Raw genomic sequence first — 24,943 nt, forward strand, 5'->3', positions numbered from 1 at the left:
GCCCTACACTGCGCGTTCGAGGGTTACTCGGGCGGGCCGAGCCGATCCTCATCACAGGAGGACGAGCCGTGGCAGATTATAGGGAAGCATTTGTCGGAATCGATGTCGCAAAGCTGAAGAACGCTATCGCGATTGCGGATGCCGGCGGGGAGGGAGAAGTTCGCTTCTTCGGCGAGGTCGACGCGTCGGATACGAGCATGCGCCGAGTTATCGAGCGGATCGCCACCAGGTTCGATCGAGTCCATTTCTGCTACGAGGCCGGCCCGACCGGCTACGGTCTCTATCGGTTGATCCGATCGCTTGGCCATGAATGCATGGTGGTCGCCCCATCGCTGATCCCAAGGAAGCTTGGTGATCGGTTGAAGACAAACCGCCGGGATGCCCTCGGATTGGCCAGGTTGCTGCGCGCTGGCGAACTGACGGCGGTATGGGTTCCCGATGAAGGCCACGAAGCCATGCGGGATCTCGTCCGCGCCCGGGCGGCCGCAGTTGAGACACTTCGGGTCCTCCGGCAGCATGTGAGCGCCTTCATGCTCAAGCACGGACGTATCTATCCACGCAAGAAGGGCTGGACGATGCGCTATCTCTGCTGGCTGCAGGCGCACCAGTTCGATCATCCTGCACATCAGATCGCGCTCCAAGAGATGGTCGAGGCGGTTCGCATCTCGAAAGAGCGGGTCGATCGGCTGGAGCGTGTGATCGAGGAGTTCATTCCGGCCTGGTCATTGGCGCCGATCGTGCGGGCGCTGCAGACATTACGTGGTGTGGATCTGGTTGTTGCTGTGACGTTTGTCACCGAGATCGGCGACGTGCGCCGTTTCGAAAGCCCGCGCCAACTCATGGGCTATCTTGGCCTTGTTCCTGGTGAGCGGTCGACCGGAGAGACAGTCAGACGGGGTGGCATCACCAAGGCAGGGAATGGCCGCGTTCGTCATATGCTGGTCGAGAGCGCATGGACCTATAGGCATGCGCCGAGAGTCGGCGCGAAGAAGCTGTATCGTCTGGAGCAGGCGCCGCCAAGGGTGAGAGAGATCGCCTGGAAGGCGCAGGCCCGACTGACGGCCCGCTACCGGATGTTGATCGGACGAGGCAAGAAGACGACAGTGGTCTGTACGGCGATAGCCCGCGAACTGGTCGGCTTCATGTGGGCCGTTGCCAGGGAGGCGCACGCAACCTGATCTAGTCGCAGCACGCGACACGCATCCTTCGCTCATGGGCGGAGGCGGGACCACGGCAGGGGAATGCCCGTCAGACGCTTTGTGGCCGGCAATCGACCGACGCCCGCAGTAAGATAGGAACAGCCCCGGACGCACAATCGGGAATGCGGTAGCCAATCCGCGCATCAGAGCTTGATCACCGACGTCCTTCAGTTCCGCCTCCACCCATGCGCGATCATCAGGATGAACAGCCGACCTCTCGATCGGCCGGACGTCCACGTTCCAAACCTTGACAGCGGACATCAGAGCGCTGTTCCAGCAGCACCTGTCGTGCGTGGCCTTGAGGAACGATGTTCGGAGCCTTTGAGGGCTTCGACACATGACGATTTCAGAGCTTACGCTTAAGTCCAGGGATGAAGAGCCGGTTCGTCGGCTGAAGATCTTCACCAGCTCCGGTCGTCGGCGCGAATGGTTACCAGACGAGAAGGCACGGATCGTGGCGGAAAGCTATGCGGCCGGCGGGACCGTGAGCGCGTAGCCCGGCGATATGCCTTGTCCCCGCGGCAGTTGTTCGCGTTGCATCGGGCCGCTCGTCAGCCGTTGGCGGCATCGTCGTATCCTCCGATGATGGCCGCCTTGTAGGCTGAGAGGGCGGACATCGGAAGTCCTAGGGGCGATCCTAGGAGTAGCCCTATGATGTGATTTTTCATGGAATGAGCCTTTTGCGCGAAAATACAGGGTCCCGATTCCACGGTCATTGACACCCTATGACGACGCCGCGGGTGGAGGTGATCACGTCGGTCGAGAGGCGCCGGCGATGGTCACGTTAGGAAAAGGAATGTCTAGTCGCGGCGTCGTTCGAGCCTGGCGCGGGGTCGGAAGTTGCGCGATCGACGAGCATTCAACGTCAGCCAACTCTTTCGATGGCGCAAGGACCTGTGCAATCGGGTCGACGCCGGCCCCTCGCAACTGGTCCCGGTGGAGATCGTCACCACAGCTGTCGTGCCCGCCGGCGGTGTGCCAGCGCCATCGGCCTCTCCCGGCCGACGGCGCCGCGAGAGCGGCATCGTCGAGATCGAACTTGGCGGCGGCGGCGCGTCCGCGCGGATCGCGATGTGGATATCGAGGTGCTTCGGCGCGTGCTGGACGCGCTTGGGTCGCGATGATCCCGGTTCCGAACGGCGTGCGAGTATGGCTGGCGACTGGCCACACCGACATGAGGAAGGGCTTTCCGGGTTTGGCGCTTGTGGTGCAGGAGACGCTGAAGCGCGATCCGCACAATGGCCATCTGTTCGTCTTCCGCGGTCGCCGCGGCGACCTGATCAAGGTTCTATGGCACGACGGCCAGGGCGCTTGCCTATCTCGAAGAAGCTCGAGCGCGGCCCCTTCATCTGGCCGTCGCCGGTCGACGGCATGATCACCATCACCCCGGCACAGCTCGGCTATCTGCTCGAAGGCATCGACTGGCACATGCCTCGGAGGACCTGGCGGCCAACGGCGACCGCTGAGGATTTTTGCTTGCACACGGCGCTGACCGCGGCCCTCACCGGACGCATCGTCGGCACCCGAACCGTTGTTTGTTCCCGCAGTGGTGACAGCGTCGTGGCATCGCCATGCGGGTCGGCCGGGGGCCGACGATAAGACTTTTGCGGCCGTGATCCGTGCACTGAAGGCAACGTCGTGATTGGGCCAAACCGCCTCGATAAGGAGGCGGAACCTCCGTCTCACGGCTATTCGGTCCTTCTTCGGATACGCGTCGTTCGAGGAGCCAGCGCACAGCGCCCACATTCAACGCGTGCTCACGATCCCGAGCAAGCGATGCGACAAGCGGTGACCTGCTCCCCGTTTTGTCCGCGCCTATAAGTTGGCCCTGTTCACGTTGGGAGGTGGATCGCCCCGGGCGGGAACTTCCGGGGTGTCTGGCTCAGGTGGCGGAAGCTGCCAATGAGCCTTTTATGAGCGATATCGGCGGCTTGTCGCCGATGGCGCTATCGGGGCGGACGGTAGTCCTTACGCCATTCCTCCATTTTAAAACGGGCGTCGTCAAGCGTCAGGAACCAGTAGGCGTTGAAGCATTCGCTGCGGAACTTGCCGTTGAAGGATTCGATGAAGGCATTACCCGTTGGCTTGCCCGGCCGGGAGAAGTCCAATTCGACACCTTTCTGGTAGGCCCAGAGATCGAGGTCGCGGGAGATGAACTCCGAACCCTGGTCGACCCGGATCGTCCTCGAATACGTCCATGCCGCCATACTTCGAGCGCCGTTTAATGGGATGGACGGCTCTCCCTCTTCGCCCGAGGTTGTAGGCCTCAACAGGAAGGAGATGGAAAATGGAAGTAGCATTCCTTGGGATCGACTTGGCAAAGAACGTCTTCCAGCTGCACGGCGAGACTGCTGACGGGCGGGTGGTTCTGCAAAGGCGCGTCCGGCGAGATCGGCTGATGGCTGAAGTGGAGGCGCTACCGCCGTGCACTATCGCGATAGAGGCCTGCGCTGGTGCTTTCTATTGGCAGCGTCGATTCGAAGCTGCGGGGCATCGGGTCCGGATCATAGCTCCACAATACGTGAAGCCGTTCGCTCAGCATCAAAAGAATGATCGCAACGACGCTGCTGCAATTTGCCGTGCCGTGAGACAACCCAACATGCGGTTCGTCCCCGGCAAGACGCTCGAGCAACAAGATATCCAGGCGCTTCATCGTGGCCGACAGCGTCTGGTGAACCACCGAACCGCGCTGGTTGCCCAGATGCGCGGCCTGCTGCTCGACCGAGGCATCGCATTCGCGCAGTCGATCACCCGCGCGCGGCGCGAGATCCGGATCTTGCTGGACGATAGCTCCTCGGAAATCAGTAATATCTTCCGGTTGATGCTGGCGCAGCTCTACGCCATCTTCCGCACCCTCGACGATCAGATTGCCTGGTTCGATAGAGAGATCGAGAAAGTCTTCCGTTCAAGCGAGACCTGTCGCCGCCTCGCGAAGATCAGGGGAGTGGGTCCAAAGACGGCGACGGCGATTGTGGCTGCGGTCGGCAACGGAGCCGAGTTTGCCAATGGCAGGCATCTCGCTGCGTGGATGGGTCTCGTGCCCCGTCAGCATTCGAGTGGCAATCAGCAGCGACTCTTTGGCATCTCCAAACGCGGAGACCGCCATCTGCGGACCCTGCTAATCCATGGCGCACGAGCCGTCGTCCGTACCTCGGCAGCTCGCAACGACGCACAAGGCGCTTGGATCAGGGATCTCCAGGGGCGACGCGGCGCAGCCAAGACAATCGTCGCGGTCGCTAACAAGAATGCGCGCGTCATCTTCGCGATGCTGAAAGCGGGAACGGAATACCGAGCGGCCTGACGGACGTCTGGAGATGTGTGAACGATCAGAGAAGTGTACCGGCCGACGTGATCGGCGCGTGAGGAACCTGACTTTTATAATGGCTCTTCGAAGCCGCCCAGTTGTTGAAGCTCACGCCGCGCGGATTACCCATTTGGGCGCGCCAGCATCCCTGGCGACGCCGGATAGATGTTGGCACCCAAGTCCGCCGGAACCTGCTCAAATCGCTTGCACCGGGAGAGCCGTCCATAGATGTAAAAGGTCGCATCGCTCACACCGTATTTGCGGCAAAGCTCCGTCGCCGAAAGCCCCGCCTGGTGTTCCTTCAAAATACCGATGATCTGTTCGTCGGAAAATCTCGATCGCCTCAGGGGAGCACGTCAGCGGCAGCTTCAGTTCTCACCAGACCGGAGATTGGAGCGATACTGGCCTGTCAGGATCTCAGCACATGGCTGGGACGGCGCGATCAAACTCTGGTGTTGCTGGTTGTGCAAGGCGTGCGACGAACGGCTGGCGCTGATCCCGGGCAGCCATCAAGGCTATGCAAAATGAGCGACAGCGATCCGCAAGATGGTGAGCCTACAACGTGCCAATCCACATCTCAAACCGGAGGAGTTTGCGCGGCTTTAGGTCAAGCCGGTCTGTAACTTGAATGAGGCGAGATTCAATTATAGAGAAATATTGACAATCATGCTTGACCATCGCAGCTCGGATTGGCGTTTCAATAGGGTAAGCTGGCAGGCTGGCGCTGCCTGGAAGTCGAGATAACGGTAACAATGGGTAATAATCAGAACGAACTCGGCATTAAGCAGGGGATAGCTCCTCGTGGCAGCGAGCTTGTCAAAAACAGCACTGTGCATCCCTCACCATTCATCGTTATTTTCCTGATTTCCCTCGCCTTACCAATTAGCTTTTTCATCGGTTCGATCCGACTTTCACCATATCGAGTGGTGATCATCCTTCTATTCATACCCGGGTTTTTGGCACTACTATCGGGAAAACTAGGTAAGATAAGGGCGACAGATAAATGTATGATGTTGTTCGCTGCCTGGGGTGCAATTGCCCTTTTCGTAACCACCCCCTTCGACTCGGCAGTCCAAGCAGTTGGTATCTTTATCATCGAATCTCTCGGTGCCTATCTGATAGGCCGATCGCTCATTAGAAATGAGAAAACGTTCCAGCAGTTCTTGCGTGCCATTTTCATTATGCTCTTAGTTATGCTGCCCTTAGCTCTCTATGAGACGATCACTGATCATCCTATAGTTCTCGATACGATCAGACCGTTTTTCAATGTGATACCCAAGGGTAACCAGGCACCTCGCTTCGGGTTACATCGAGCTCAGGTGGTGTTTGAGCATCCAATCCTGTATGGCGCGTTTGCGTCCTCTTTGTTAGGACTTATGTATTATGCGAAGATTGTCCGCTCGAAGCCGGTAGGCGGCATTGGTTGGTTGGTCGCGGCTAGTTTCGCCTCCGTCCTTTCATTGTCGTCCGGTGCACTCGCTGCCTTGTTTGTACAATACGTCCTCATCGGGTGGGATAAGATTACAAAAACCATCGCATACCGTTGGAGAATTCTTAGTGCACTTATTGTTTCGGTCTATCTGCTCATTGATCTTCTTTCGAATCGTACACCCTTTCATGTCATTGTGACTTACCTAACTTTCAGTACAGGTAGCTCATACAACCGTATCTTGATCTGGAATTATGGAACAGCAGAAGTTTGGCGTCACCCGTTCTTCGGCATCGGATTTGCCGACTGGGAGCACCCTTCTTGGATGAGTTCCAGCATGGATAACTTTTGGCTCGTAATCGCCGTCCGCTATGGCCTACCGGCGTTCATTCTGCTCGCAGCCGCCTTCATATTCCTTTTTCGTGATGTTGGAAGAATTAAATATACTAATAATAATATTATCAAGTACAGATCTGGTATTTTCACCTCTCTTGCGGGTCTAATTATTGCTGGATGCACAGTTGATTATTGGAATGCCATATATTGCTGGTTTCTATTCTTACTCGGGAGCGGGGTGTGGATGTTGCGCGATGATTTCGACGATGGGATGCGTAGAACCTCAGCGAGCCAAGATAAGCATAGAGCAATCTATGTTGTGGGTAATTCTGATTCTACATTTTATCCAAGGGGCCACGGCAACTGAATGTCAGCCGTTCTCTCGATCATCATTGTCAACTGGAACACAAGGGAGTTATTGCAGGACTGCTTGACATCCGTGTACACAACGGTAGGGGCTATCAACGCAGAAGTTATTGTGGTGGATAATGGCTCCACTGACGGCTCAATTGAGATGTTGCTGTCTCGTTTTCCTGACGTATTGTTGGTCAGGAATAAACGCAATCGTGGATTTGCTGCAGCGAATAATCAGGCAATCAAACTCTCAAATGGCAAATACCATCTTCTTTTGAACTCCGATACAATTGTACACGAGGGTGTTCTCGAGCAGTCGCTGAGGTACATGGAACACCACCCCTCGGTTGGCGTCATGGGATGCCGGGTTCTTAACACAGATGGAACCGTCCAGCTCAGTTGCAGTGGTTTTCCATCCCTTCTGAATCTCGCAATCCTTATGACCGGCTTGTGGAAACTCGGCTGGCCCGTTTTCTTCGACAGATATCAAATGCGTCGTTGGGACCGCAGTGACGAACGAGACGTCGAGGTCGTTTCTGGTTGCTATATGTTGGTTCGGGCTCAGGCAGTAAATGAGGTGGGGCTTCTTGATGAAGACTTTTTCTTTTTCGGCGAGGAGACAGATTGGTGCCGTCGATTTCAGAACGCAGGATGGGGGCTGCGCTTTGTCCCGGTGGGAGACATTACACACCACGGAGGGGCTTCTGCAAAGAAGTTAAATTACAAACGCGATTTGATGCTGACGAGCGCTACAGTCCGACTTCACTTCAAACATGGGGGTCGTGCGGCCGGTGCCGTTGCCTGGTTACTTTTACTCGGCTTTAATACGAGCCGGGCTCTGTTTTGGACAATTGTCGCGCTATTGACTGGAAATTGTATCTCCAAGGAGAGACGCAATCACTTCTGGCAAGTTGTCCGACATCATGGTCAGGCTTGGTCAACTGGCCGCACTTTGCAGTTGTGAATGTCGAGCGTCGATATGCGTGTTTTGGTTTTGGCATCTCACTGTGACCGGGACGACGTTGGTGAGAGTTTCAATGCCTATAGATGGGTTTCTGGTCTGGCAGAATTTTGCGATGTCACTCTTTTGTGTCAATATCGTCGGGGTCGAGTCCGGCCTTCTGAGCAGATTCCGCGTGCAACTGTTATTGAGTGGCCTGAGCTCTCATGGTTCAGCCAGTTTGAGCGCTTTAATGCTATGGCTAAGCCATGGTATCCACATTACTACATCAGAGCGCGTCGAGTAATTCGCCGGCTCCTCCACACCGGACACCGTTTTGACGTTTTCCATCATTTAACGCCGATAGCTATCCGATACCCGGCTCCCTGCCAAGGATTTAAGCTACCATATCTGATAGGACCCTTATCGGGTGGGGTCTTAGCGCCACAAGGTATGTCTTCTGAACTGGGTTCAGTGCCAATTTACACGCGTCTGAGATCACTCGATCATCTACGCCTTCAAATCGACCCGGTACTTAGACGCTCCTTCGCCGAGGCCGATATGGTGATTGGCGCGGCTCCCTATCTCAAAGAGCGGCTAGCGTCTGTCCCACTGAAGGCATTCGACGTGGAGTGCGAGGTGGGTATTGACGGGCTTGCGGCTATTGAGGTCAATGACAAGGCGAAAGGGCCTCTTCGTTTGCTTTATGTCGGGCGCGCCATTCGATCTAAGGGATTGCGCGACGCAGTACGAGCAATAGCTCGACTTTCGGACAGATGCGATGCAACTCTGACAGCCGCTGGAGCAGGCGAAGATTTGGAATTATGCCGAAAGGAAGCGTTGTCGCTAGGCATTGCAGATCGTATCAGTTTTCTCGGGCGCGTCGACCGGACCACCGTCGAACGCCTCTATGCGATCCATGATGCATTCATTTTTCCTAGCTTTCGCGAACCAACAGGGGGCGTGTTGCTTGAGGCTATGAGATATGGCCTACCGATTATTACAACCAATATTGGTGGACCTAACTACATTGTTGACGAAGAATGCGGAATAAAAGTTGAAGTTAAGGACCCGGATCAATTTGCTCAGGCCTTAGCCGATGCCATATGCCAACTTTCGAGCGATGCGGCACTTCGTGATCGGCTTAGAAGAGGGGCGCAAGAACGCGTCAGCGAGATAGGCCTTTGGGGCCCAAAAATCGGCCGCATGGTCAAACGCTACCAGCAAGTCATCGACTACCGGAAAGAAATATCGCTATCTGTTCCACATTTGGCTGGCGCGAGCATTCTTGATGAGCACGGCCGATAGCACGCGCCAGGATCTGTAGATACGGATTTGACTCAGAGCTACGAATGCAAGAACCCGATCATGAATCGTGCCAACCCGGTCGGAGCGCGCGATCTTTATAATTTCGCCAACGGGCGACAGGGCCAGCACGAAGGCCTTAGCCGCCCAGCGTGTCCGGTCCAATGGCCCGTGCACATGCTCCGCGTAGTCGTGGGCGACGTGGCGGCGCCATTTGGTGCGCAACTCAGATAGCGAACGGCGTGCGGGATGGTAGACGATCATTTCCGGAAGATAGTAGATCACGTGTCCACCAAGGCCGGCACGATGACCCCATTCCCTGTCTTCGGCGACATCAATTCCAGCGAATGGTCCAACGTTGTCGTAGATATCTCGACGCAAAGCCAAGTTGCCCGTTCCTGAAAACCCCTGTCGCTCGATATATTCCTGCTGGCGATAGGCGTAGATACTTTCGTACGCTTCCAGCATCGTCATCCGAGCGGGGTTGGCCAGGGCAATGCGCACGTCACCGCCAATGATCTCGGCCCGCGGATCGGTAAAGGCGGAGGCAATAACGGAGAGCCAATTTTTGTCGGCGATACAGTCGGCATCTATAAAGGCTAGGAGAAGGGCTCTGGAAACCGAGACGCCTCTGTTTCGCGCTGGCCCAGGACCGGGCGTTAGTTCCTGTATAAGGCGGACATTATCGAATTGTGCGCAGATTGCCTCTGGAAGTTCCCTAGAGCCATTGTCTACGACAATAATCTCGACATTTTCGAGATCGTATGTCTGCTGCATAAGTGAGCGCAAGCAATTGGCTAGATGTTCCGGCTGATTGAGATACGGAACGATAACGCTGATCTGAGGGGAAGCCCGTTGCGTCATTGCTGCGGAGCATCCACTAATGCGGCAGTCCCCTTTTCCGAGGCGGCCGGTAGCAACGTGCCATAAGCCTCAAGCAGAGTCTGCTTCTCTACCTTCCAGTGAAATTCCCTATGAGCGCGCGCAATAGCGTAAGCAGCCATTTGCTCCCGCCTGTCCGCGTCGCCAAGAAGCTCTATCATGCCATCTCCAAGCGCCTCGGGTGTCGGGCTGCCGACAATCATAGATGCGTCGCCTGCATCGGCTTTGGCCTGTGGGAGGTCGAACTGCACGAATGGCAAGCCCAGGGCCATATATTCAAAGACCTTATTCATCGAAAGCTTATCATTGCAGACGTTCGATGGATCGGGGATGACCCCGATATCGCAGGAAGAAAGAGCGGAGAACAATTTATCTCCTGAAAGGTAGCCGGCAAACTGCATGTGATCGCCGAGGCCAAGCTCTGCCATGAGGCCACGCAACCGATCAAAATCGGGCCCATCGCCTATAACAATACAGCCAATATCTTCGCGGCCCTTTACCTTGACGACATGGGCCATCGCGCGAACCAGCAATTCTACACCATCCTGTTCCGCCATGATGCCGACATAGCCAACTAGGTATTTATGCCCTCTTCTCAGTATAGGATCGGGTAGAGATCGCTGAAAGCGATCCAAGTCGGGAAAGCTCCGGACCACCCAGACCCTATCTCTCGGAACCAGCCCCGAGGCTACGGCTCGCTCTTTAAGCGCTTCGCTGGTGGCGAGGCTTCCATCGGCCAGACGATAGGTGCATCTCTCCAGGAGCCGAAGGACAAAATGAACAAGGCCTTGCCGGCCGAACTTCACTTCATAGAGCTCTGGATTGATATCGTGCTGGTCAAAAAGAAATTTCTTCCCGAAAAAGAGCTTGTACACCAGCGCTATAAGAAAAATGAGGTCCGGTGGGTTGCAGGCGTGGATCAAGTCGAAACCATGTCGGCGCCAGACCCGGAGTGAGAGAAAGAACTCTGAAAACAGCGCGAAAGAGTATTCAACAGCGTATTGCAACACACCCGACGCCTCCAAAGGAAGCGCATGGCGATAAATCCGAATGCCGTTTAGTACCTCGTAACTTTCATTGTGGCCCTTGCCCTTTGGGCAAATAATAGAAACCTCATACCCTGCTCCGTGAAGAGCGGTCGCTTCCTGCCATACCCTTCGATCAAAAGGGACAGGAAGATTTTCAACAATAATAAGAACCTTTCCCGCGGCGCTGCGCGGCGCTACTGCTTCCTTACTCAATTTACACGAACCCCGCCAAATAGTTCCGAGCACTTTAACCGATTCTTGACCAATGAAAATTGCCAAGTCAACCGTTGATCGCCAGAATTGGCAGCAATGGTTACCGGTGCCAACGTTTACCTTGGAGTCTGTCGAGGGTAGAGAGCGTCTTTACCCCAATCGTATTAGTCCTTAATCTGTGTTTTCGATCGGTAACGGCTAACGCTGTCATTGTAGGTAAAGCGAGACGAACCGAACTCTTGGGCGAGGGGAATAAGTATGGATGCGTCGGCCAGAAACCTCGCGTCCGGTGCGCAGCAAAAGCCGACAGCGGTGCTTTCCCGTGCTGTCCCTTGGGTGTTCGTTGCAGCTACCGGTGCCGCATTGTTCTTTTGGAACGGCTTAGCGTCTCTGGGTGCCGCGTGGGCTCGCCCTGAATACAGTTACGGACCGCTAGTGCCGTTCATCACCACCTATCTAACTTTGCGGGAGATCCACCGTCAGCCGGTGAAAAGTGATCGCGGACCGAGGGTATTCGGCCTAGTCGTTTTTGTAATCGCCATCGGGGTCGGGCTTATCGGAAACCTAGCTCGAATTCCTGACATCATAACTTACGGCTTCATTCTTGCGATCGGCGCCTTCGTTCTTCTGCTGGCTGGGACGCGTGAGGGGTGGCGATTCTGGCCGGGATGGCTGCACCTTATTTTCATGCTGCCGCTGCCACAATTCATCTACCTCACGGTATCGACGAAGCTGCAGCTTCTATCTTCTGCCCTCGGAGTCTCGTTTATCCAGATGGCGAATATTCCCGTCTACCTTGATGGCAATATAATTGATCTCGGCAACTATAAACTCCAGGTGGCGGAAGCTTGCAGTGGGCTACGATATTTGTTTCCGCTGTTCAGCTTCGGCTGGCTAATGAGTGTTCTCTACAACGGACCAAACTGGCACCGGGTGGTGATATTTTTGTCTACCATCCCTATTACAATCCTTATGAACAGCTTTCGGATTGGCATGATAGGGGTTCTGGTCAACCAATTCGGCATATCGCAAGCTGAGGGCTTTCTCCACTTCTTCGAAGGATGGGTAATTTTCCTAACGTGCACGATTATCCTTTATTTCGAGGCTTGGATCCTTTGGCGGTTCTTTTCATTCGGGTTCCCTCGGACTACACATGTCCTGCGTCTCGATTATCAAGGCATTCATCAACCGCTCGCCAGATTTCTGGACGCAGCGAGCAATGGTGCACTGATTGGCGCTGCATTGACAATGTTGGCGGCGGGCTTGGCTTGGCAATTGCTGCCATCCTCTGCGGCCCCTCATGTGGACCGTGCATCGTTTGCGACGTTTCCCCTACAGATCGACCATTGGCAAGGCTCAGCATTGGTGCTTGACCCGGACACGGCGCGCGTCCTGGCGGCTGACGACTATCTGCTGGCGAACTATAACGCGAATGGCCAGGAGGTGGGGCTCCTCATGTCGTTCTACAAATCTCAAACGGAAGGTAGTGGGATCCATTCACCAGAAATATGCCTGCCTGGAGGAGGCTGGGAAGTATCACAATGGGAGCAGGTCCCGATAACGATCCAGCAAGGCGGGACGACACAAATCTATCACGTGAACCGCGCAGTGATACAGAAGGGATTGGATCGGCAGCTGGTGTACTATTGGTTCGAGGAGCAGGGACGACGTGCGACCAACGACTACGAGGCAAAATTCCTGTCGGTGTGGAACACTATTACTCAGGGCCGGTCGGACGGGGGGCTTGTGCGCCTGACGACTCCGATCGATCCATCGCGGGGCATCGTCGACGCAAGCGCACGCCTCGCCTCATTCCTCGAAAAGATCGCCCCGATATTGCCTGACTATTTCCCGGATCGTGGGGCTACGGCCCCATCGCAACCAAATTCGTGATCGCGCCGGCGATGGTAGCCTGTTGCCGATTTGTCGGACACCAGCGGTTCGTTCCAACAGCCGCATTCCATTTGTATCGGGCGCGAAACCAGCGGCGCGCCTATTAAGCATATGGTAAGGAAGCTTAAAAAACTGTTTACACAGGTTGCAAGGCAAACTAATTTCAACTGTGATGCGGGGTAAAGTGTTGGGGTGATATTAATGAGACGTTTAGTTTTCGCGGTAGCTCTTGCCGCTTCAGTTGCAATCTCCACCGCAGCAGGAGCATCGACAACGCTGTCGCAGCAGAATAATTCTGATGTGTTTGATGGCGGCGGTCATGCAACTGTTTCAAATATATCTAATCGCTCAGATATCAGGGCAAGTGCCGGAGGGTTTCGCCTGACGGATGGCACAAATAAATTTGTAGCATGGTGCCTGGACGTGCTTGACTACCTGTCTCTACCAGGGAAGTATGACTTTACTATTGCTCCGTTTACTAACCGAGAAGTGTTGTCGCCTACTAAAATTGGCAATATCCAGAGCCTTTTTGATAACAACTATTCGGATGCTATGCTTATCAACAATAACGAGTCTGCCGGCTTTCAGATGGCGCTCTGGGAACTGATTTACGAGACCGGTAACGTCTTCGATGTGAGGAACGGGGAATGGTCTGCCACTGCGGCGACTACCGCCGTAAATTACGCAAACTCCTTCCTTGGGAACCTCGGCGCCTCGGCAAGCCAACACTTCAACCTGACATTTTACCAAAGTCTAGATCCGCGTAACGGATACGGGCAAAACCTGGTGAGCGCGACGCCCGTTCCATTACCCGCGACCGCTGGCCTCCTGGCATTTGGATTATTGGGGCTATTCGGATTAGCCGGGCGGAGAAAGTTGGCTGGTGCCCGCAGCTGATATTCTGACAGAGCGTTAGACCTGCGATTTGTCGGCTCAGATTTTCCTTCAGCAATGAAAACAACCTGCCTACCGTCGCTCAAGTGAGTGACGGTAGGTACGAGTGAGGTTTGTAATGGCAACGTCCATTCGGCCCAGCAGCTGACTGTTGGTCGGCTTGAAGCACGGAACGCCGAAAAGGCTGAACGCCCTACCGGAACGTCAAAAAGACAATAGTAACAGTGGATGAACGGAGGTCCGCTTTTCGGCAGACCTCCTAGCTTGACTACTCGAAGAACAGGTCCGTCAGTCCAAGCCGCGCGTTGCTAATCCATTCCGTGTTGGTGGCAGAATCACTCATAGACAAGACCTGAGAACGGACCCGATCCAAAATCCGAATGATCGCGTTCCGGTTTCCACGATTGCGCTTCTCGTCGTCTGGCAAACTGTCCCAATCACCATAGCTCTGAGCGGAGTCGCCGTTCTTGTCGGCGAACTTGATGCGGTCACCATCGCCACCGTAGCTCGACGCGACATCCCGAATCATGGCAGCAAACCGATACTCGCCATCTTCTTCCAACATGTCGCTGAGCGCTTCGTAGAAGTAGCGCGCATCGACATGCAAAGTCTTGCAGCGCGTCTTGTCTACAAACCCCGGCGGCATGTCGATCCACATACCGCTCTTATTTACTTCCACATTCATTTTACCAACCTTTCAGGTTATGCACTGGAACGAAATTGTACCAGTGTAACCAGCACTGCTGATCTGGCAGCCCAACGGGTCCGTGACTGATTTTCGACAAATCGCTGCACGTGAATCATTGCCAGGAGTCAAGGCGGTGTTCTTCGGCCAAAATTCGTTTACCGCCGTTTCGATATCTTCGATCAAATTGGGATCGCCGAGGATATCTACGCCATCATCAGGGATGCCATAATAGCGATCGGCGATTTCGCGGAGCTTCTGTGCCTTGAGCTGATATTCCGGCGAAAATCCGTCCCCAAACCAATACAACAGATCCTTGATCGGCACGACTATACCGGCCATCTCGAATTCTTCCCTGATATGGTCAGGGAAGTCGATCCGGATCGATTCCTCATTCTGCATGAACTTCAACTCATGTTCGAGGTCGGGGATTTCAACAACTCCGTTGGCGCATTCTACAAGCATGTCGGCTCCTGTTGGGTTTGATGCTATTACATTTCCATTATAGCGGGGAGCCCATCCGGACTGCTGCAAGTCGCTCGCGCCGCCGAATGCCCGTACAGGCTGCGTTCGACAGAACGGGAAGCCTGAGCATCTCGACCGGATATGTTCTGGTTGTCGCAGGGGCAGTCGGTGGCGAGTGTGGCGCAGTGAGTGCGCAAGCCTGTGCAGAAAAACCGGAACGCTCGCCAATGAAGCTCTACCGCAGAAATCGAGCCGGAACGCGTATGGACCCGGAACAGTGCTCCCGTCCATCGCGTGTCTATATATCTATGTGCTGTAGATTGTAGAAACGTACCTTAAACAAAAAGGCGAGATGCGGACGGGAATGAAGCTGCTCCGGCCCCAGGAACCGCGTATCGCTACGCAAAAGCGGAGAAGCACCGACCGCCCTTGCGCGGGCGCCGGTTTCACGCGTAGTAGGCAAACTGCAGCACGCAAGTGCATCGCTTGTGACATCTCTAAACTATGTTCAGTCTTGTCAGATGGATGTTTCCAATCTCGTCCCTTTCTTTGTCTTTGCGCACGTCTCACGAAAACCGAGATCATTGGACGAAGGCATCAAGCTCCCGGCCGTCCAACGGCAATTATTGCGGATCAGGGCTCGCGCCTTCGCTTCGGGGCGTAGTCTTGGGCAGCGCTTCATGATGACGACTACCTACCGGCAGAAAGCCTTTCTCGACTATGCGGTCTTTGACCAAGCTGTGGCCTTTGCGCGAAAGAATGGAACGGCGCTACTTGTCGGCGATTTGGCCGAGCTTCTCCGCGGTGTTCCCATAGAGCAGTTCCGGCGGTGCTCGGATCGGCCCGACAGCCTGGAAGTCGACGTGTGGGATGCTGCTACCGGTCGATTCTGGCGGGATTTCGAACAAGCGACAAGACAGACGATCCACGGGATGGCCATTGATCGCTACCGGCGTGGTGAAAAAATTGCCGTCGGTCGGAAGAAGACGCAGAGTTCCGCCGGTAACATCGCCCACAATCAAGCACTTGGCGCCAGGGCAAATAAGGTGCGTGCCAAGCGTCTGGCCGAACGCATCAGACCCATCGTGGATGAGATGAGAGCAGCGCTTCCCGCCGGCGAGCAACTATCACCGTCCGCTCTGATGCACCGTCTTAATGAACTCGGTTTCAAAGGACCGCAGACTGATAAATGGTCTTTAAATGCCGCGAAGCGTTATCTTCTGATCCTGGATAAATAGAAATACGACACGAGCGGCGGAGGAGCTATCTGGTAACGCATAGGTCGTCACTGGCGGGCTCCGTCGATTCCATAGCGCAGAGACATCTCGACGTTTGGAACGCGCCAGTGAGCTTGCCTGTGAAGCAGGCCCAGTGAAGCTGCGATGCTTACGGATTGCGCTGAATCTTTCCAATTTCGAGGTCATAGCGATGTCCGCCTCTTCGACCCAGTAGGTCAATCAGCAGCGCTCGCAGTCGTCGAGACATCACCGTTACCGCCTCGACCAGGTGACCGGCATAGCCTCTTGAGCGAATTCGAAATGAAACTGATCTTGTCAGTTCCAAGGAGACGAGCCGTATCATTGAAATTCTTTTGGGCGTACGCCGCCCAGCCGAGGCCGTCGGAGAGCCTGTCCAGATAATTCTGATTGGTCCGGATGATCTGAGCTCCCCCTACACTGCCGCCGGCCAACATAAGAGCTTGATCAAGCGCATCGAGGTATTCTTCGTCCATTCGGTCTGGAACAACCACGCCGTGCAGATGCAGGCGGCCGGATGGCGAGAACTCGAAAATAAAGCTATAGCGCGGGCTACTCCCAAGCCGCCGCTTACATTCCCGGTTGAGATAGTGAGACATCAACCGCGCCGGGTCCGTTTGACTGATCAAGGTGCGCTGGCCCCTCGAGGAAAGATTCAGAGTAAATGCGACGGCACCGGCGGCTTCGGCGACCTGGAACGAAAGCGCCAGCTTCTCGTGTGCCCACAACTGGCGCCAAGGTTTTCCCAGAGCCGGACCTATCCCATCCACAGCGGCCTGAAGTCTGGAGCTGCGCCTGATGGGAAGGCTGGTCGACGGAGCTTCGGGCTGCTCTTGGTTATCGCTAGGCGGAAGAAGGACAAGGGGCAAAGGGGAATCTACTATCGCGCCAGTCCCATCCAACACAGGAAGCCTTTCTGGCCCCTGAGGTTTCGGAGAATGAATCGGAATCAGGTTTGTCGCAATTTTGCATCGCTCGGCCTCGATATCTAGGTCTGCCAGGACAAGATCCAGTTCGGCCACGTCCATGTTGGCGGGGCCATCTTCAGTGGCGCTCTCGTCGCAGTTGCTATTGGTTAATTGCCCCGTCATATTTCCTCCTCGGCCAACCTATTCAACCATCATTGCGGCCAGCCACGCCGCATATTTGTCCTATAGCTATATCGCGATTGAACTGCGGTTTACGCGGCGTAAAGTTGGTAGCCGTGTCTATCATCTTAGCCAATGGAGATCTGATGCCCCGCAAGCAGGATCGTTCGAACGCCTATTATTTGCGGCAACTGGAATTGAGGCATCACGATGTGTATTCTGAGTACCTGACTGGTAAATACGCGTCTCTTCGAGAGGCCCTGTTGGCTATCGGGATCCGGAAATCCCGCACCCGCCTTCCTCAGCATGGGCGAAGTGATGGTGAAGCTTGGGTTTCCCAGTATGAACGGCTCGCTTGGATTGGCGCTCAATCGGGGCGCACGCCTTCAACCTGACGTGCTTGCGGCGCTGGAGAGATGGATCTCCGACAACGCGGCCATCTAGGGCTGCGTAGACTTAGCTACGGAACGTTGTCCCACGGATCGAATTGCCCCAAGCGGCGGAAAGGATAAGCATGGGCGCTGTGACTGACAGACGCTGCTTGCACTTTTTGCCGCGGCCGGCGCAGAGATCATCCGCTTACCTGTGAGGACTAGCGTGCTTCGAGCGCTCGTTTCGGTTGTGACCGAAAGGCCAAGTTTCCTTTGTCAACTCGCTATGCCAAGTTGTTTGAAGGACCCGTTATGGGGTCGCGCTGGCCGGCGCGACACCCCAAAAGCCCCCGCCCCGTGCCGGTCAGCATAATAACATCGTCCTTGTTCAGAACGCTCGACCAATCTTCGCATCGATCGAATGGCGGTTGCCGCCACTGATGGTAAAGAAGAAAAAGACCGCGGCCCACAGGATCGACTTCTCCGCACCGCAATAGCCTTGGCCGGCAGTGATCCAATGAAACCATACGGCAACGAGCAGCACGAATGTTGCCGCCAAAGACGCGGGGCGCGTCAAGACCGAGCGCTATGAATATCCCGCCGAGGAATTCGGTCAGCGAGAGCATCAGCGAACCAAAGGCGCCTGGATAGAAGCCGAGGCTCTCAACCATGCCTGCCGATCCAAACGGATCGCCGATCTTGCCGAGACGGTGTGTCACCAAGGCCACACCGGCGACCACGCGCGGAAGCGTCTCGACAAAATTGTGCAAGCTGGAATAAACGCCGGAGAGCGCCGGCACCAACAGTCCTGCTGCGCCATGCGACAGACTGTCAACAGGGGTCGGCGACGAATCGGATCAAGAGTTGGGTACGCGATCTTCCATGGCCTTGAGCTTAGATGAGGCATCGAGGGCCAGGGCATGCCAGATGTCTGCCAAGATTTGCGCGGCCTCTTAGTATTGGGCAGAAAGGTTCTGCTGTTTCGCCGAACGGATGAATCGGTCCAAGGCCCCCGCGCCCATCTCGACGAGGCCACAAATACTCAGGGCCTGATCCTGCGTAAGATCGGGGCGATCGAGCGCCGTTCGGATCTTCTTGGAAACCTCTTTCGTCAAATCGCCCTGCTCCCGCAGCGCGGACACCCAGTAATTTGGCACCATCCGACACTCCCTTCCCAGCATTAATGTGCGGGTAGGTTGTGGGCGCGTCAACGACGGGATCCATCTCATCGTACTTCTTGGAAATGCCATGGGGAAAATCTCATCTGCAGGGGCCAAGTCCAGAAGCGGACAAGGAACGATCGGGCTTATCAGATCAAGCGAACCGACTACCTAAATACGCTGGTGGGTAAGAAAAAGCTCGGCCGCCTGGGATGTTCGGGTGAGAAAGAGCAACCGGGCCGTCAGCGCACGGCATGGCTGACTGGCAATCTAAAACACAGCTGGGCGCTGCGGAGAAGCGGCCCTGCCACTGCATATCTTAGGCGGATGACGCGCCAGTCAGTATCAAACGCGCTAACTGGCTGATCTAAGCGCAGCTATTGTACTCAGACTAGAGCGCTCCAACCATCACGATCTCTGCAACCAGGCCGGACAGAAGAACAAGCACGGAAAGCGTCCAATATGTGCGCGCGGGTAACATCAAACAGCCCCTCCGTTCGAATGATCGGAGGAAACCGACATTCTTCCCGCACGGTTCCATAACAAAAGTTTTCAGGCTGAAACGAAAAACAATGAACACCCCGCCCGGCGCTGCCCTGGTCTTAGGGAAAACCTCGGCAGCGCCAGACGTTCGTCGGGTGTGTGACCGACGCCGCACAATCTGACGACGCAGCCAGCGTGGTCAAGATAACTTTGCCCGATCGGCCGAATTGACGCAGCTTCGCAGCTAATTTGCCAGTTGCTGGTCGTCGCAAAGCCATCTGAGTATCAGGATATGGCCGATTGCCATGGACTTTCCTTATTCGCACCGTTCGATCACTCGCTTCTTTTCCAAAAGCTGCCGTGTAGTCTTTATCGACCTACCCGTATTAAGCGGGGTGACCGCCACTTCAAAGGCCGCGAACGAGCCAATTGATCTCGCCAACTGAGAGCAACGACGCCCCAAAACATGCAAGTTTTCGCCATCCGTCTCCATCCCGAAAGAAATTTATCTGGTAGCTGTACCATGGAGCGTGGCGGCGACACGTTTCAACAGACAGGCGTGCTCAGGCTTTCACAATTTCTCAGTTTCGTTGGCAGCGCAGTCATACCGGTCTATGCTTTTGTTTTACGAAGGGAACTAGGCACACCGATTTCATTTGGAACTGAGAATTCAACCTTATCTACCCTCACCTGATCTGGAGCAAAGTGTTGCTGCGCATTTTCTATTATGTCTTTCGCCTGCGCTTCCATCGAATGTTCTCCATCCACGAGCGCCACAATTGTCAGAATCACCGTGACAATACCCGCCATTTACTGACCCTCCATATCCTTATCCCATCAAATCACTATGGCCGACTGAAGTCTATCCATGAATAAATGATCTGCGGCCAAGATGATCGAGGCTGATAGCAGCTTAGCCTACCGGCATAGGGTCAGGCGTCCGATCAAAAGAAGTAGGAACCCGGCTACGCCTGAATTGGGGCTAGAGGCTGTTATGAATTTGTAAGGATGGCGGCGGCCTGTTTTGTCATGAGGGTGACGAAAGCGACGAGATGGAGACCAGCGAGGGTTTGGGCGTAGCGCTCATAGTCCTTGACGAGCCTTCGGAAGCGTGTCGTCCATGCGAAGGATCCTCGACCACCCACCGGCGCGGCAAAAGGACGAAGCCGCGCTTCGCCTCAGGCAGCTTGATCACGTTGAGGTCGATGCCGTGCCTGGCCGCAGCCTGCTCTGCCCGCTCGCCGGTATAGCCTTGATCGACCCATGCGATCTCGACGCTGTCACCTGTGACGGCCTGGATCATTCTGGCCAGATTCTCGACCTCATCGCGATCCTGAGCACTGGCAGGCGTGACGTGAAGGGCCAGCAGATGGCCCAGCGTATCGACGGCGATGTGCAATTTGGAGCCCTTCTTGCGCTTGGCGCCGTCATAGCCGGCCCGTTCGCCGCTCTCCGGCGTGGAGCGCAACGTCCGGCTGTCGATGATGGCCGCGCTCGGCTCGGCCTTGCGACCGGCGGCCAGCCGCAGCATCGTTCGCAAATCGTCGATCAGGGCTTCGAAACAGCCTGCCGCCAGCCACCGCTGCGTCTGCTGGTAGACCGCCGCCCACGGCGGCAGATCGTTCGGCATCCACCGCCATGGCGCGCCGGTCTTCACGATATAGCGCAGGCCGTTGAATACCTCTCGAAGACTGTGCTCCCGCTGACCCGCATCCTCACGCTGAAGCGTCAGATAAGGCGCCAGCAGTGACCATTCTTCGTTGGAAACGTCGGACGGATAAGGCTTGCGATGTGATCCCATCTAAGCCCTTGAATCCATTCAGACTCACAAGTCCATAACAGACTCTAGGGGATCTATGGCTTGTCGCACTACCTCCGGCATCAAAGGTAATCGCGCCGACCCTATCCACAAGCGGTACGGCTTCTATCGCGGCACATTGACCATAGGCCTCCGTCTCGTCTGGAGGCATAGCGCGGGGGGCGGAGGGCCGTGGAGCAAGTTTCCGCCAATTCCTGTCAGCGGGAAATTGCGGCTGCGTATTGTCAATTCGACCAACAGCTAATACGGCGGTCTCGGTCTGCCCCCGGGTCGGCTTCTCCGCAGGATTGGGCCCGTCTTTCATCTGCCAAGCGGCTTCCGCGAGAGTTCAAGCAATTCTTTCTCGTCGCGGATGCCAGCTTCATAGTTCGCGATGATGCGCGAGGCCCGGTGCTCAGCGTCAGCCTCGCTTTCCCCTTCCACTTTCATCACGCTGAACACGCGCCAGAACATGGCAATTTCGTCGGGGCCGAAGGCGCTCGTCTCGGCAGCTTTCCTGATTGGCATTTGTCCCCTGCCTTCGGTATCGATCGACACGATCTCATAACCCACCTTGACCGGCAAGCGGCATGAGTTCGTCATCCGTCACCTGGAAAGGATCGAGATCATCCGCAAGCCGGTCTGGCGAACGCGGCGCTGATCGCATCCGGCGAGCAGCGGTGCGCCCGGGTTGATAGTCTTGCGCTCATTGTAGATCAGCGTGTATTTGCGACACGCATTTAAAATGGTCGTCGCACCTTTGGCAGGCTCGGCTGTTCTTCCGCAAAGGAAGCCATAATTCACTCTAACCGAGCGGGCGCGCTCATGGCGCGCCCATTGTCGTTGTAACCGAAAAGCCGAGTATCGCTGATCAGATAGCCGTGTCAGAGTATCTGCAGCGGACCCGAAAGGGAGCCGCGCTGGCCGGCGCGACATCCCAAGCCCCCCGCCCCGCGCCGGCCAGTCGGGGCGCGTCGTGACCATGCTTTCGAAGCGAAATGTGCTGCATTAATGGCTGACCAGTAGGCCTACTATGCCTTTGCCTTGCGAGCCTTCGGGGCAGGCTTTCCTGCCGATTTCCTGCCAAGACCCATCGACTTTGCGAGCGCAGAACGTGCTGCCGCGTATCCGGGCGCCACCATCGGATAGTCGGAAGGAAGATTCCATTTTGTGCGGTATTCGTTCGGGGACATACCATGATGCGTCGCCAAGTGGCGCTTAAGCGACTTGTACTTCTTCCCGTCTTCCAGGCAGACAATATAGTCATTATGGACTGACCGCTTCGGATTCACCGATGGCGTTTGCTGTTCTTCGGTTGGTGCAGCAGTGCCCCCTTTGAGAGTACGGAGAGACTGATGGACGCTGGCGATCACCCCGGCTAATTCGGCAGTAGGGACAGCATTCTTGCTCACATAAGCGGAGACAATATCAGCGGTAAGCTCAACCAATTCATCGTTCATGACTAAAGCCCTTCGGAGAAAGCCACCCTGCAAGATTGCCCTAGTGGAGCCGGCGCGTCTTCACAAGGAGATATCGATCTTTCATCGACAGTCTGCCGGGGATAGCTCGGCTCGACAGAGGTTCCTGTCGCTCACACCGCCGGCCTGCCTTCCCTTTCAGCCATCGCCATATTGATCGTGAAAGCTTTCCTGACGCCGGGTGGACGAGCTGGATGAAACACCGAGGGCGGCCAGCGCCGGCCTTATCTTTTCTAGTGTTGCAGATGACCGTGCCCGCGCCGGGTACGACGCACGGGATACCGGCCTGCCGCACTTCTAGGAATCGTGACGCCAATATACGCCGGCAATATTGCCTCAGGCGGACCGGGAACCTAGAATCTCGCGATTTCAAAATGCTCTGGTATTTCAGCGAGGCTTTTCCCACCACAAGACGATATCGATATCTACGTTGTAGGCTTTGCCGGTAATAAGCTACTCGGCCGCCAAAGATGCCGGAAAGCAGCTTTCTGAACTGCTTCAAAAGGTCGATGATCCGATCGTTGCTGCGCTTGATGGACGCTGGGGGGCAGCGGAAAATCCTGTTGCCGAGATCGTCGTGCTCGTCGAGGCGGGCGATGTGGCCGCCCTGAAAACCCACCCGATCAAGCCCTATTCCTCGTCGCCTAAAGCAATCGCGCGGTATCGCGATCTGGCCGTCATGGCGATCGAGGCAGGCAGCGACAATCAGTCGATTTGGATCTTCCCCGCCACCGGATAGCGTTAAAGTAAGGCAAATCGAACGAGAACTCCCAAATGTATCCTTATTGCGACTGATGGCTCCGAGCTTACGAAAAAAGGCATAGATCATGGCCTTTCTCTTGCCAAACAACTCGGCAGCAAGGTTACGATCCTGAATGTCAGCGAACCATTATCCCCTTACCTCTTCGGCGGTGAGACGGGCGCGAGCGCGGCTGTGGCCACAATTGACTTTGAAACCTACAGGCGACAGCAATAGGAAAGCGCAACGGCAATCTTGACAAGGCCAAGGCGGCGACCGCCAGCATGGGCGTCCCTGCCGATACTGTCTTTATTAAAGAGGCGAGGCCGGCTGAGGCGATAGTCGATGTTGCGAAGGAGAGAGACTGTGCATTGGTCGTCATGGCATCCCACGGGCGGCGAGGGCTGAGCAGGCTGTTTCTGGGAAGCCAGACCATCGAGGTTCTGACCCATAACCAGATCCCTGTGCTAGTTGTCCGGTAAACGGGCGATGAACTACGCAGCGATCACCGCCAAGATAGTGAGGTCGGTCGGGGCTATGATTTGTCGAGGTATGATAGAAAGGGCGCGTAGGCTGCCTTCCCGAGAGCGCGGGAGGTAAGCCGAAATTAAAATGAAGTCCAAGGATAACAGCGGCGCGTCCAAACACCCTCCTTTATTCTACGTAGATGCACCTCAAAAATTTTAGCCTGTTCAGTTGGAACTCGTCGGCCGAGCAGTCAAAAGCGTTGACGGCCGCATTGAGGTCTCGTTGCCAGTATTCATTCCGCAGCAAGTCCAGAGCAGGCTCATGAAAATGTTTTCGCCCTTGCCAGGCAAGGCGTTTCCACCGCACGGATCTCGATGCTTCTGGGACAGTGGAAATATCACACGCGCTATTTCACAGCGGGCGCATTCCGGTATTTGCATTGTGCACTGATCGGATGCACGGAGCTTTGCTTTAGCTAACGCTCATGTTGGCAAAAATCAAAAAAGCCTAAAAACGGGTTCTCGTGTCAACTTAATGTAAAGCTCTGTCAACTTAACGCCCGTTTTCAGCCCGTTTTGTTGACATCGAGTTCCACATTTTGAGGGCCGAAACGCATGAATCGACCTGAATTTGGCTTGTAAGTTTACATCCGCAACATCCTCTAGGTTGAAGTGTAAACATCGCTACGCAATCGGAAGATGCAGTAAATATCGTTAGCCCCTCAGTTCGAAGTGCCAGGCCAGGCCAGTCCCATTAGGGAGGCCCACCGTATAAGTTGAATATTCCGGTCATTGTGGTCACGATGATTGGCTGACGTCAGGGGAAGGTAGGCTGCGCTGCAGTGAGAGGTGAGCAATCTGCTTAACAGTGGCGCCGATTTCGAGAGCGATCTCATAGAGAAATACTGTTCACCAGCGAACAGGTCGACACCGACACAATCCAGATCAAATGCTAACTCGCATTGATAAATATTGGAAGCGGGTTCGACTTGACTTCGCTTTGACGAACGAAACTGAACAGGCTTTCTCGCAGGTGCCTTTACCCGAGCGCTTGCCGGGGCTTTCATATTCCGAGCGCTTACTCCTTCCGCTGCCCTGCCGCTATTCAAGAAGACATGCGGCGCCATACATTGTGCTTGACATTTCTATTAATTAATGTGCCATTAATGATAGAGT

The 24,943-nt window shown here is 55.4% G+C and carries 20 protein-coding genes and 5 pseudogenes; 12 read left to right on the top strand and 13 right to left on the bottom strand.

Annotation, left to right across the window (positions count from 1 at the left end; translation table 11 throughout):
- Positions 1 to 68 precede the first annotated feature (68 nt).
- Positions 69 to 1,178: an IS110 family RNA-guided transposase gene (locus tag RBH77_RS19100; RefSeq protein WP_311029153.1), complete on the top strand. Its 1,110-nt coding sequence runs from the start codon at positions 69 to 71 to the stop codon at positions 1,176 to 1,178.
- A 1,195-nt stretch (positions 1,179 to 2,373) separates the two neighbouring features.
- Positions 2,374 to 2,798, top strand: a pseudogene (tnpB, locus tag RBH77_RS24035) (IS66 family insertion sequence element accessory protein TnpB).
- 283 nt (positions 2,799 to 3,081) lie between these two features.
- On the opposite strand, the pseudogene RBH77_RS19115 reads toward tnpB, so the two are convergent.
- Positions 3,082 to 3,391 (bottom strand): annotated as a pseudogene (locus RBH77_RS19115) (integrase core domain-containing protein); the annotation flags it as partial.
- A 95-nt stretch (positions 3,392 to 3,486) separates the two neighbouring features.
- On the opposite strand from RBH77_RS19115, the gene RBH77_RS19120 reads away from it, so the two are divergent.
- Entirely contained in the window at positions 3,487 to 4,500 is a 1,014-nt protein-coding gene (locus RBH77_RS19120) for an IS110 family RNA-guided transposase (RefSeq protein WP_311029154.1), read from the top strand.
- 233 nt (positions 4,501 to 4,733) lie between these two features.
- On the opposite strand, the pseudogene RBH77_RS19125 reads toward RBH77_RS19120, so the two are convergent.
- Positions 4,734 to 4,850, bottom strand: a pseudogene (locus RBH77_RS19125) (transposase); the annotation flags it as partial.
- A gap of 405 nt (positions 4,851 to 5,255) precedes the next feature.
- Here RBH77_RS19125 and RBH77_RS19130 point away from each other — a divergent pair.
- The 3 genes from RBH77_RS19130 (at position 5,256) to RBH77_RS19140 (ending at position 8,870) form a co-directional block, all read left to right on the top strand.
- Positions 5,256 to 6,635, top strand: coding sequence for an O-antigen ligase family protein (locus tag RBH77_RS19130; protein ID WP_311029155.1), 1,380 nt, complete (start codon positions 5,256 to 5,258; stop codon positions 6,633 to 6,635).
- Positions 6,636 to 7,586, top strand: a complete 951-nt coding sequence (locus RBH77_RS19135; RefSeq protein ID WP_311029156.1) for a glycosyltransferase family 2 protein — start codon at positions 6,636 to 6,638, stop codon at positions 7,584 to 7,586.
- Positions 7,587 to 8,123: 537 nt separating this feature from the next.
- Positions 8,124 to 8,870 (top strand): glycosyltransferase family 4 protein, encoded by a 747-nt coding sequence (locus tag RBH77_RS19140; protein WP_311029157.1) that lies wholly within the window; start codon positions 8,124 to 8,126, stop codon positions 8,868 to 8,870.
- On the opposite strand, the gene RBH77_RS19145 is transcribed toward RBH77_RS19140, so the two are convergent.
- Positions 8,817 to 9,731 (bottom strand): glycosyltransferase family 2 protein, encoded by a 915-nt coding sequence (locus tag RBH77_RS19145; RefSeq protein ID WP_311029158.1) that lies wholly within the window; start codon positions 9,729 to 9,731, stop codon positions 8,817 to 8,819. The two genes, RBH77_RS19140 and RBH77_RS19145, sit on opposite strands and share 54 nt — an antisense overlap.
- Positions 9,728 to 10,990 carry a glycosyltransferase family 4 protein gene (locus RBH77_RS19150; protein WP_311029159.1) on the bottom strand — a complete coding sequence of 421 codons (1,263 nt, stop codon included), beginning with the start codon at positions 10,988 to 10,990 and terminating at the stop codon, positions 9,728 to 9,730. Before RBH77_RS19150 ends, RBH77_RS19145 begins: the two co-directional genes overlap by 4 nt.
- A gap of 258 nt (positions 10,991 to 11,248) precedes the next feature.
- Between RBH77_RS19150 and xrtD the strand changes: the two genes are divergently transcribed.
- A complete protein-coding gene (gene xrtD / locus RBH77_RS19155) occupies positions 11,249 to 12,883 on the top strand; it encodes a VPLPA-CTERM-specific exosortase XrtD (RefSeq protein ID WP_311029160.1) in 1,635 nt (544 codons plus the stop codon).
- A 201-nt stretch (positions 12,884 to 13,084) separates the two neighbouring features.
- A complete protein-coding gene (locus RBH77_RS19160) occupies positions 13,085 to 13,780 on the top strand; it encodes a PEP-CTERM sorting domain-containing protein (RefSeq protein ID WP_311029161.1) in 696 nt (231 codons plus the stop codon).
- A 265-nt stretch (positions 13,781 to 14,045) separates the two neighbouring features.
- Here RBH77_RS19160 and RBH77_RS19165 read toward each other — a convergent pair whose 3' ends face one another.
- Positions 14,046 to 14,462, bottom strand: coding sequence for a hypothetical protein (locus RBH77_RS19165; RefSeq protein WP_311029162.1), 417 nt, complete (start codon positions 14,460 to 14,462; stop codon positions 14,046 to 14,048).
- A gap of 12 nt (positions 14,463 to 14,474) precedes the next feature.
- Complete coding sequence (locus RBH77_RS19170) at positions 14,475 to 14,927, bottom strand: hypothetical protein (RefSeq protein WP_311029163.1); 453 nt, start codon at positions 14,925 to 14,927, stop codon at positions 14,475 to 14,477.
- Positions 14,928 to 15,511: 584 nt separating this feature from the next.
- Here RBH77_RS19170 and RBH77_RS19175 point away from each other — a divergent pair.
- Positions 15,512 to 16,165 carry a hypothetical protein gene (locus RBH77_RS19175; protein WP_311029164.1) on the top strand — a complete coding sequence of 218 codons (654 nt, stop codon included), beginning with the start codon at positions 15,512 to 15,514 and terminating at the stop codon, positions 16,163 to 16,165.
- A gap of 215 nt (positions 16,166 to 16,380) precedes the next feature.
- On the opposite strand, the gene RBH77_RS19180 is transcribed toward RBH77_RS19175, so the two are convergent.
- The 7 genes and pseudogenes from RBH77_RS19180 to RBH77_RS19210 all read right to left on the bottom strand — a co-directional run bounded on the left by RBH77_RS19180 (position 16,381) and on the right by RBH77_RS19210 (position 22,543).
- Positions 16,381 to 17,274 (bottom strand): hypothetical protein, encoded by an 894-nt coding sequence (locus RBH77_RS19180; RefSeq protein WP_311029165.1) that lies wholly within the window; start codon positions 17,272 to 17,274, stop codon positions 16,381 to 16,383.
- Between the two features lie 756 nt (positions 17,275 to 18,030).
- A pseudogene (locus RBH77_RS19185) lies at positions 18,031 to 18,448 on the bottom strand (DoxX family protein).
- 147 nt (positions 18,449 to 18,595) lie between these two features.
- Positions 18,596 to 18,802, bottom strand: a complete 207-nt coding sequence (locus RBH77_RS19190; protein WP_311029166.1) for a hypothetical protein — start codon at positions 18,800 to 18,802, stop codon at positions 18,596 to 18,598.
- Positions 18,803 to 19,897: 1,095 nt separating this feature from the next.
- On the bottom strand, positions 19,898 to 20,095 hold the full coding sequence (locus tag RBH77_RS19195) for a hypothetical protein (RefSeq protein WP_311029167.1): 198 nt from the start codon (positions 20,093 to 20,095) through the stop codon (positions 19,898 to 19,900).
- A gap of 182 nt (positions 20,096 to 20,277) precedes the next feature.
- A pseudogene (locus tag RBH77_RS19200) lies at positions 20,278 to 21,086 on the bottom strand (IS5 family transposase).
- Positions 21,087 to 21,404: 318 nt separating this feature from the next.
- Positions 21,405 to 21,668, bottom strand: a complete 264-nt coding sequence (locus RBH77_RS19205) for a hypothetical protein (protein WP_311029168.1) — start codon at positions 21,666 to 21,668, stop codon at positions 21,405 to 21,407.
- A 446-nt stretch (positions 21,669 to 22,114) separates the two neighbouring features.
- Positions 22,115 to 22,543 (bottom strand): Ros/MucR family transcriptional regulator, encoded by a 429-nt coding sequence (locus RBH77_RS19210; protein ID WP_311029169.1) that lies wholly within the window; start codon positions 22,541 to 22,543, stop codon positions 22,115 to 22,117.
- A 457-nt stretch (positions 22,544 to 23,000) separates the two neighbouring features.
- Between RBH77_RS19210 and RBH77_RS19215 the strand changes: the two genes are divergently transcribed.
- The 3 genes from RBH77_RS19215 to RBH77_RS19225 all read left to right on the top strand — a co-directional run bounded on the left by RBH77_RS19215 (position 23,001) and on the right by RBH77_RS19225 (position 23,782).
- Positions 23,001 to 23,300, top strand: coding sequence for a hypothetical protein (locus RBH77_RS19215; protein WP_311029170.1), 300 nt, complete (start codon positions 23,001 to 23,003; stop codon positions 23,298 to 23,300).
- Between the two features lie 81 nt (positions 23,301 to 23,381).
- A complete protein-coding gene (locus tag RBH77_RS19220) occupies positions 23,382 to 23,537 on the top strand; it encodes a hypothetical protein (protein WP_311032617.1) in 156 nt (51 codons plus the stop codon).
- Between the two features lie 47 nt (positions 23,538 to 23,584).
- Entirely contained in the window at positions 23,585 to 23,782 is a 198-nt protein-coding gene (locus tag RBH77_RS19225) for a universal stress protein (protein WP_311029171.1), read from the top strand.
- Positions 23,783 to 24,943: the final 1,161 nt, after the last annotated feature.

Source organism: Mesorhizobium koreense (genome assembly GCF_031656215.1).
Lineage (GTDB): Bacteria > Pseudomonadota > Alphaproteobacteria > Rhizobiales > Rhizobiaceae > Mesorhizobium_L > Mesorhizobium_L koreense.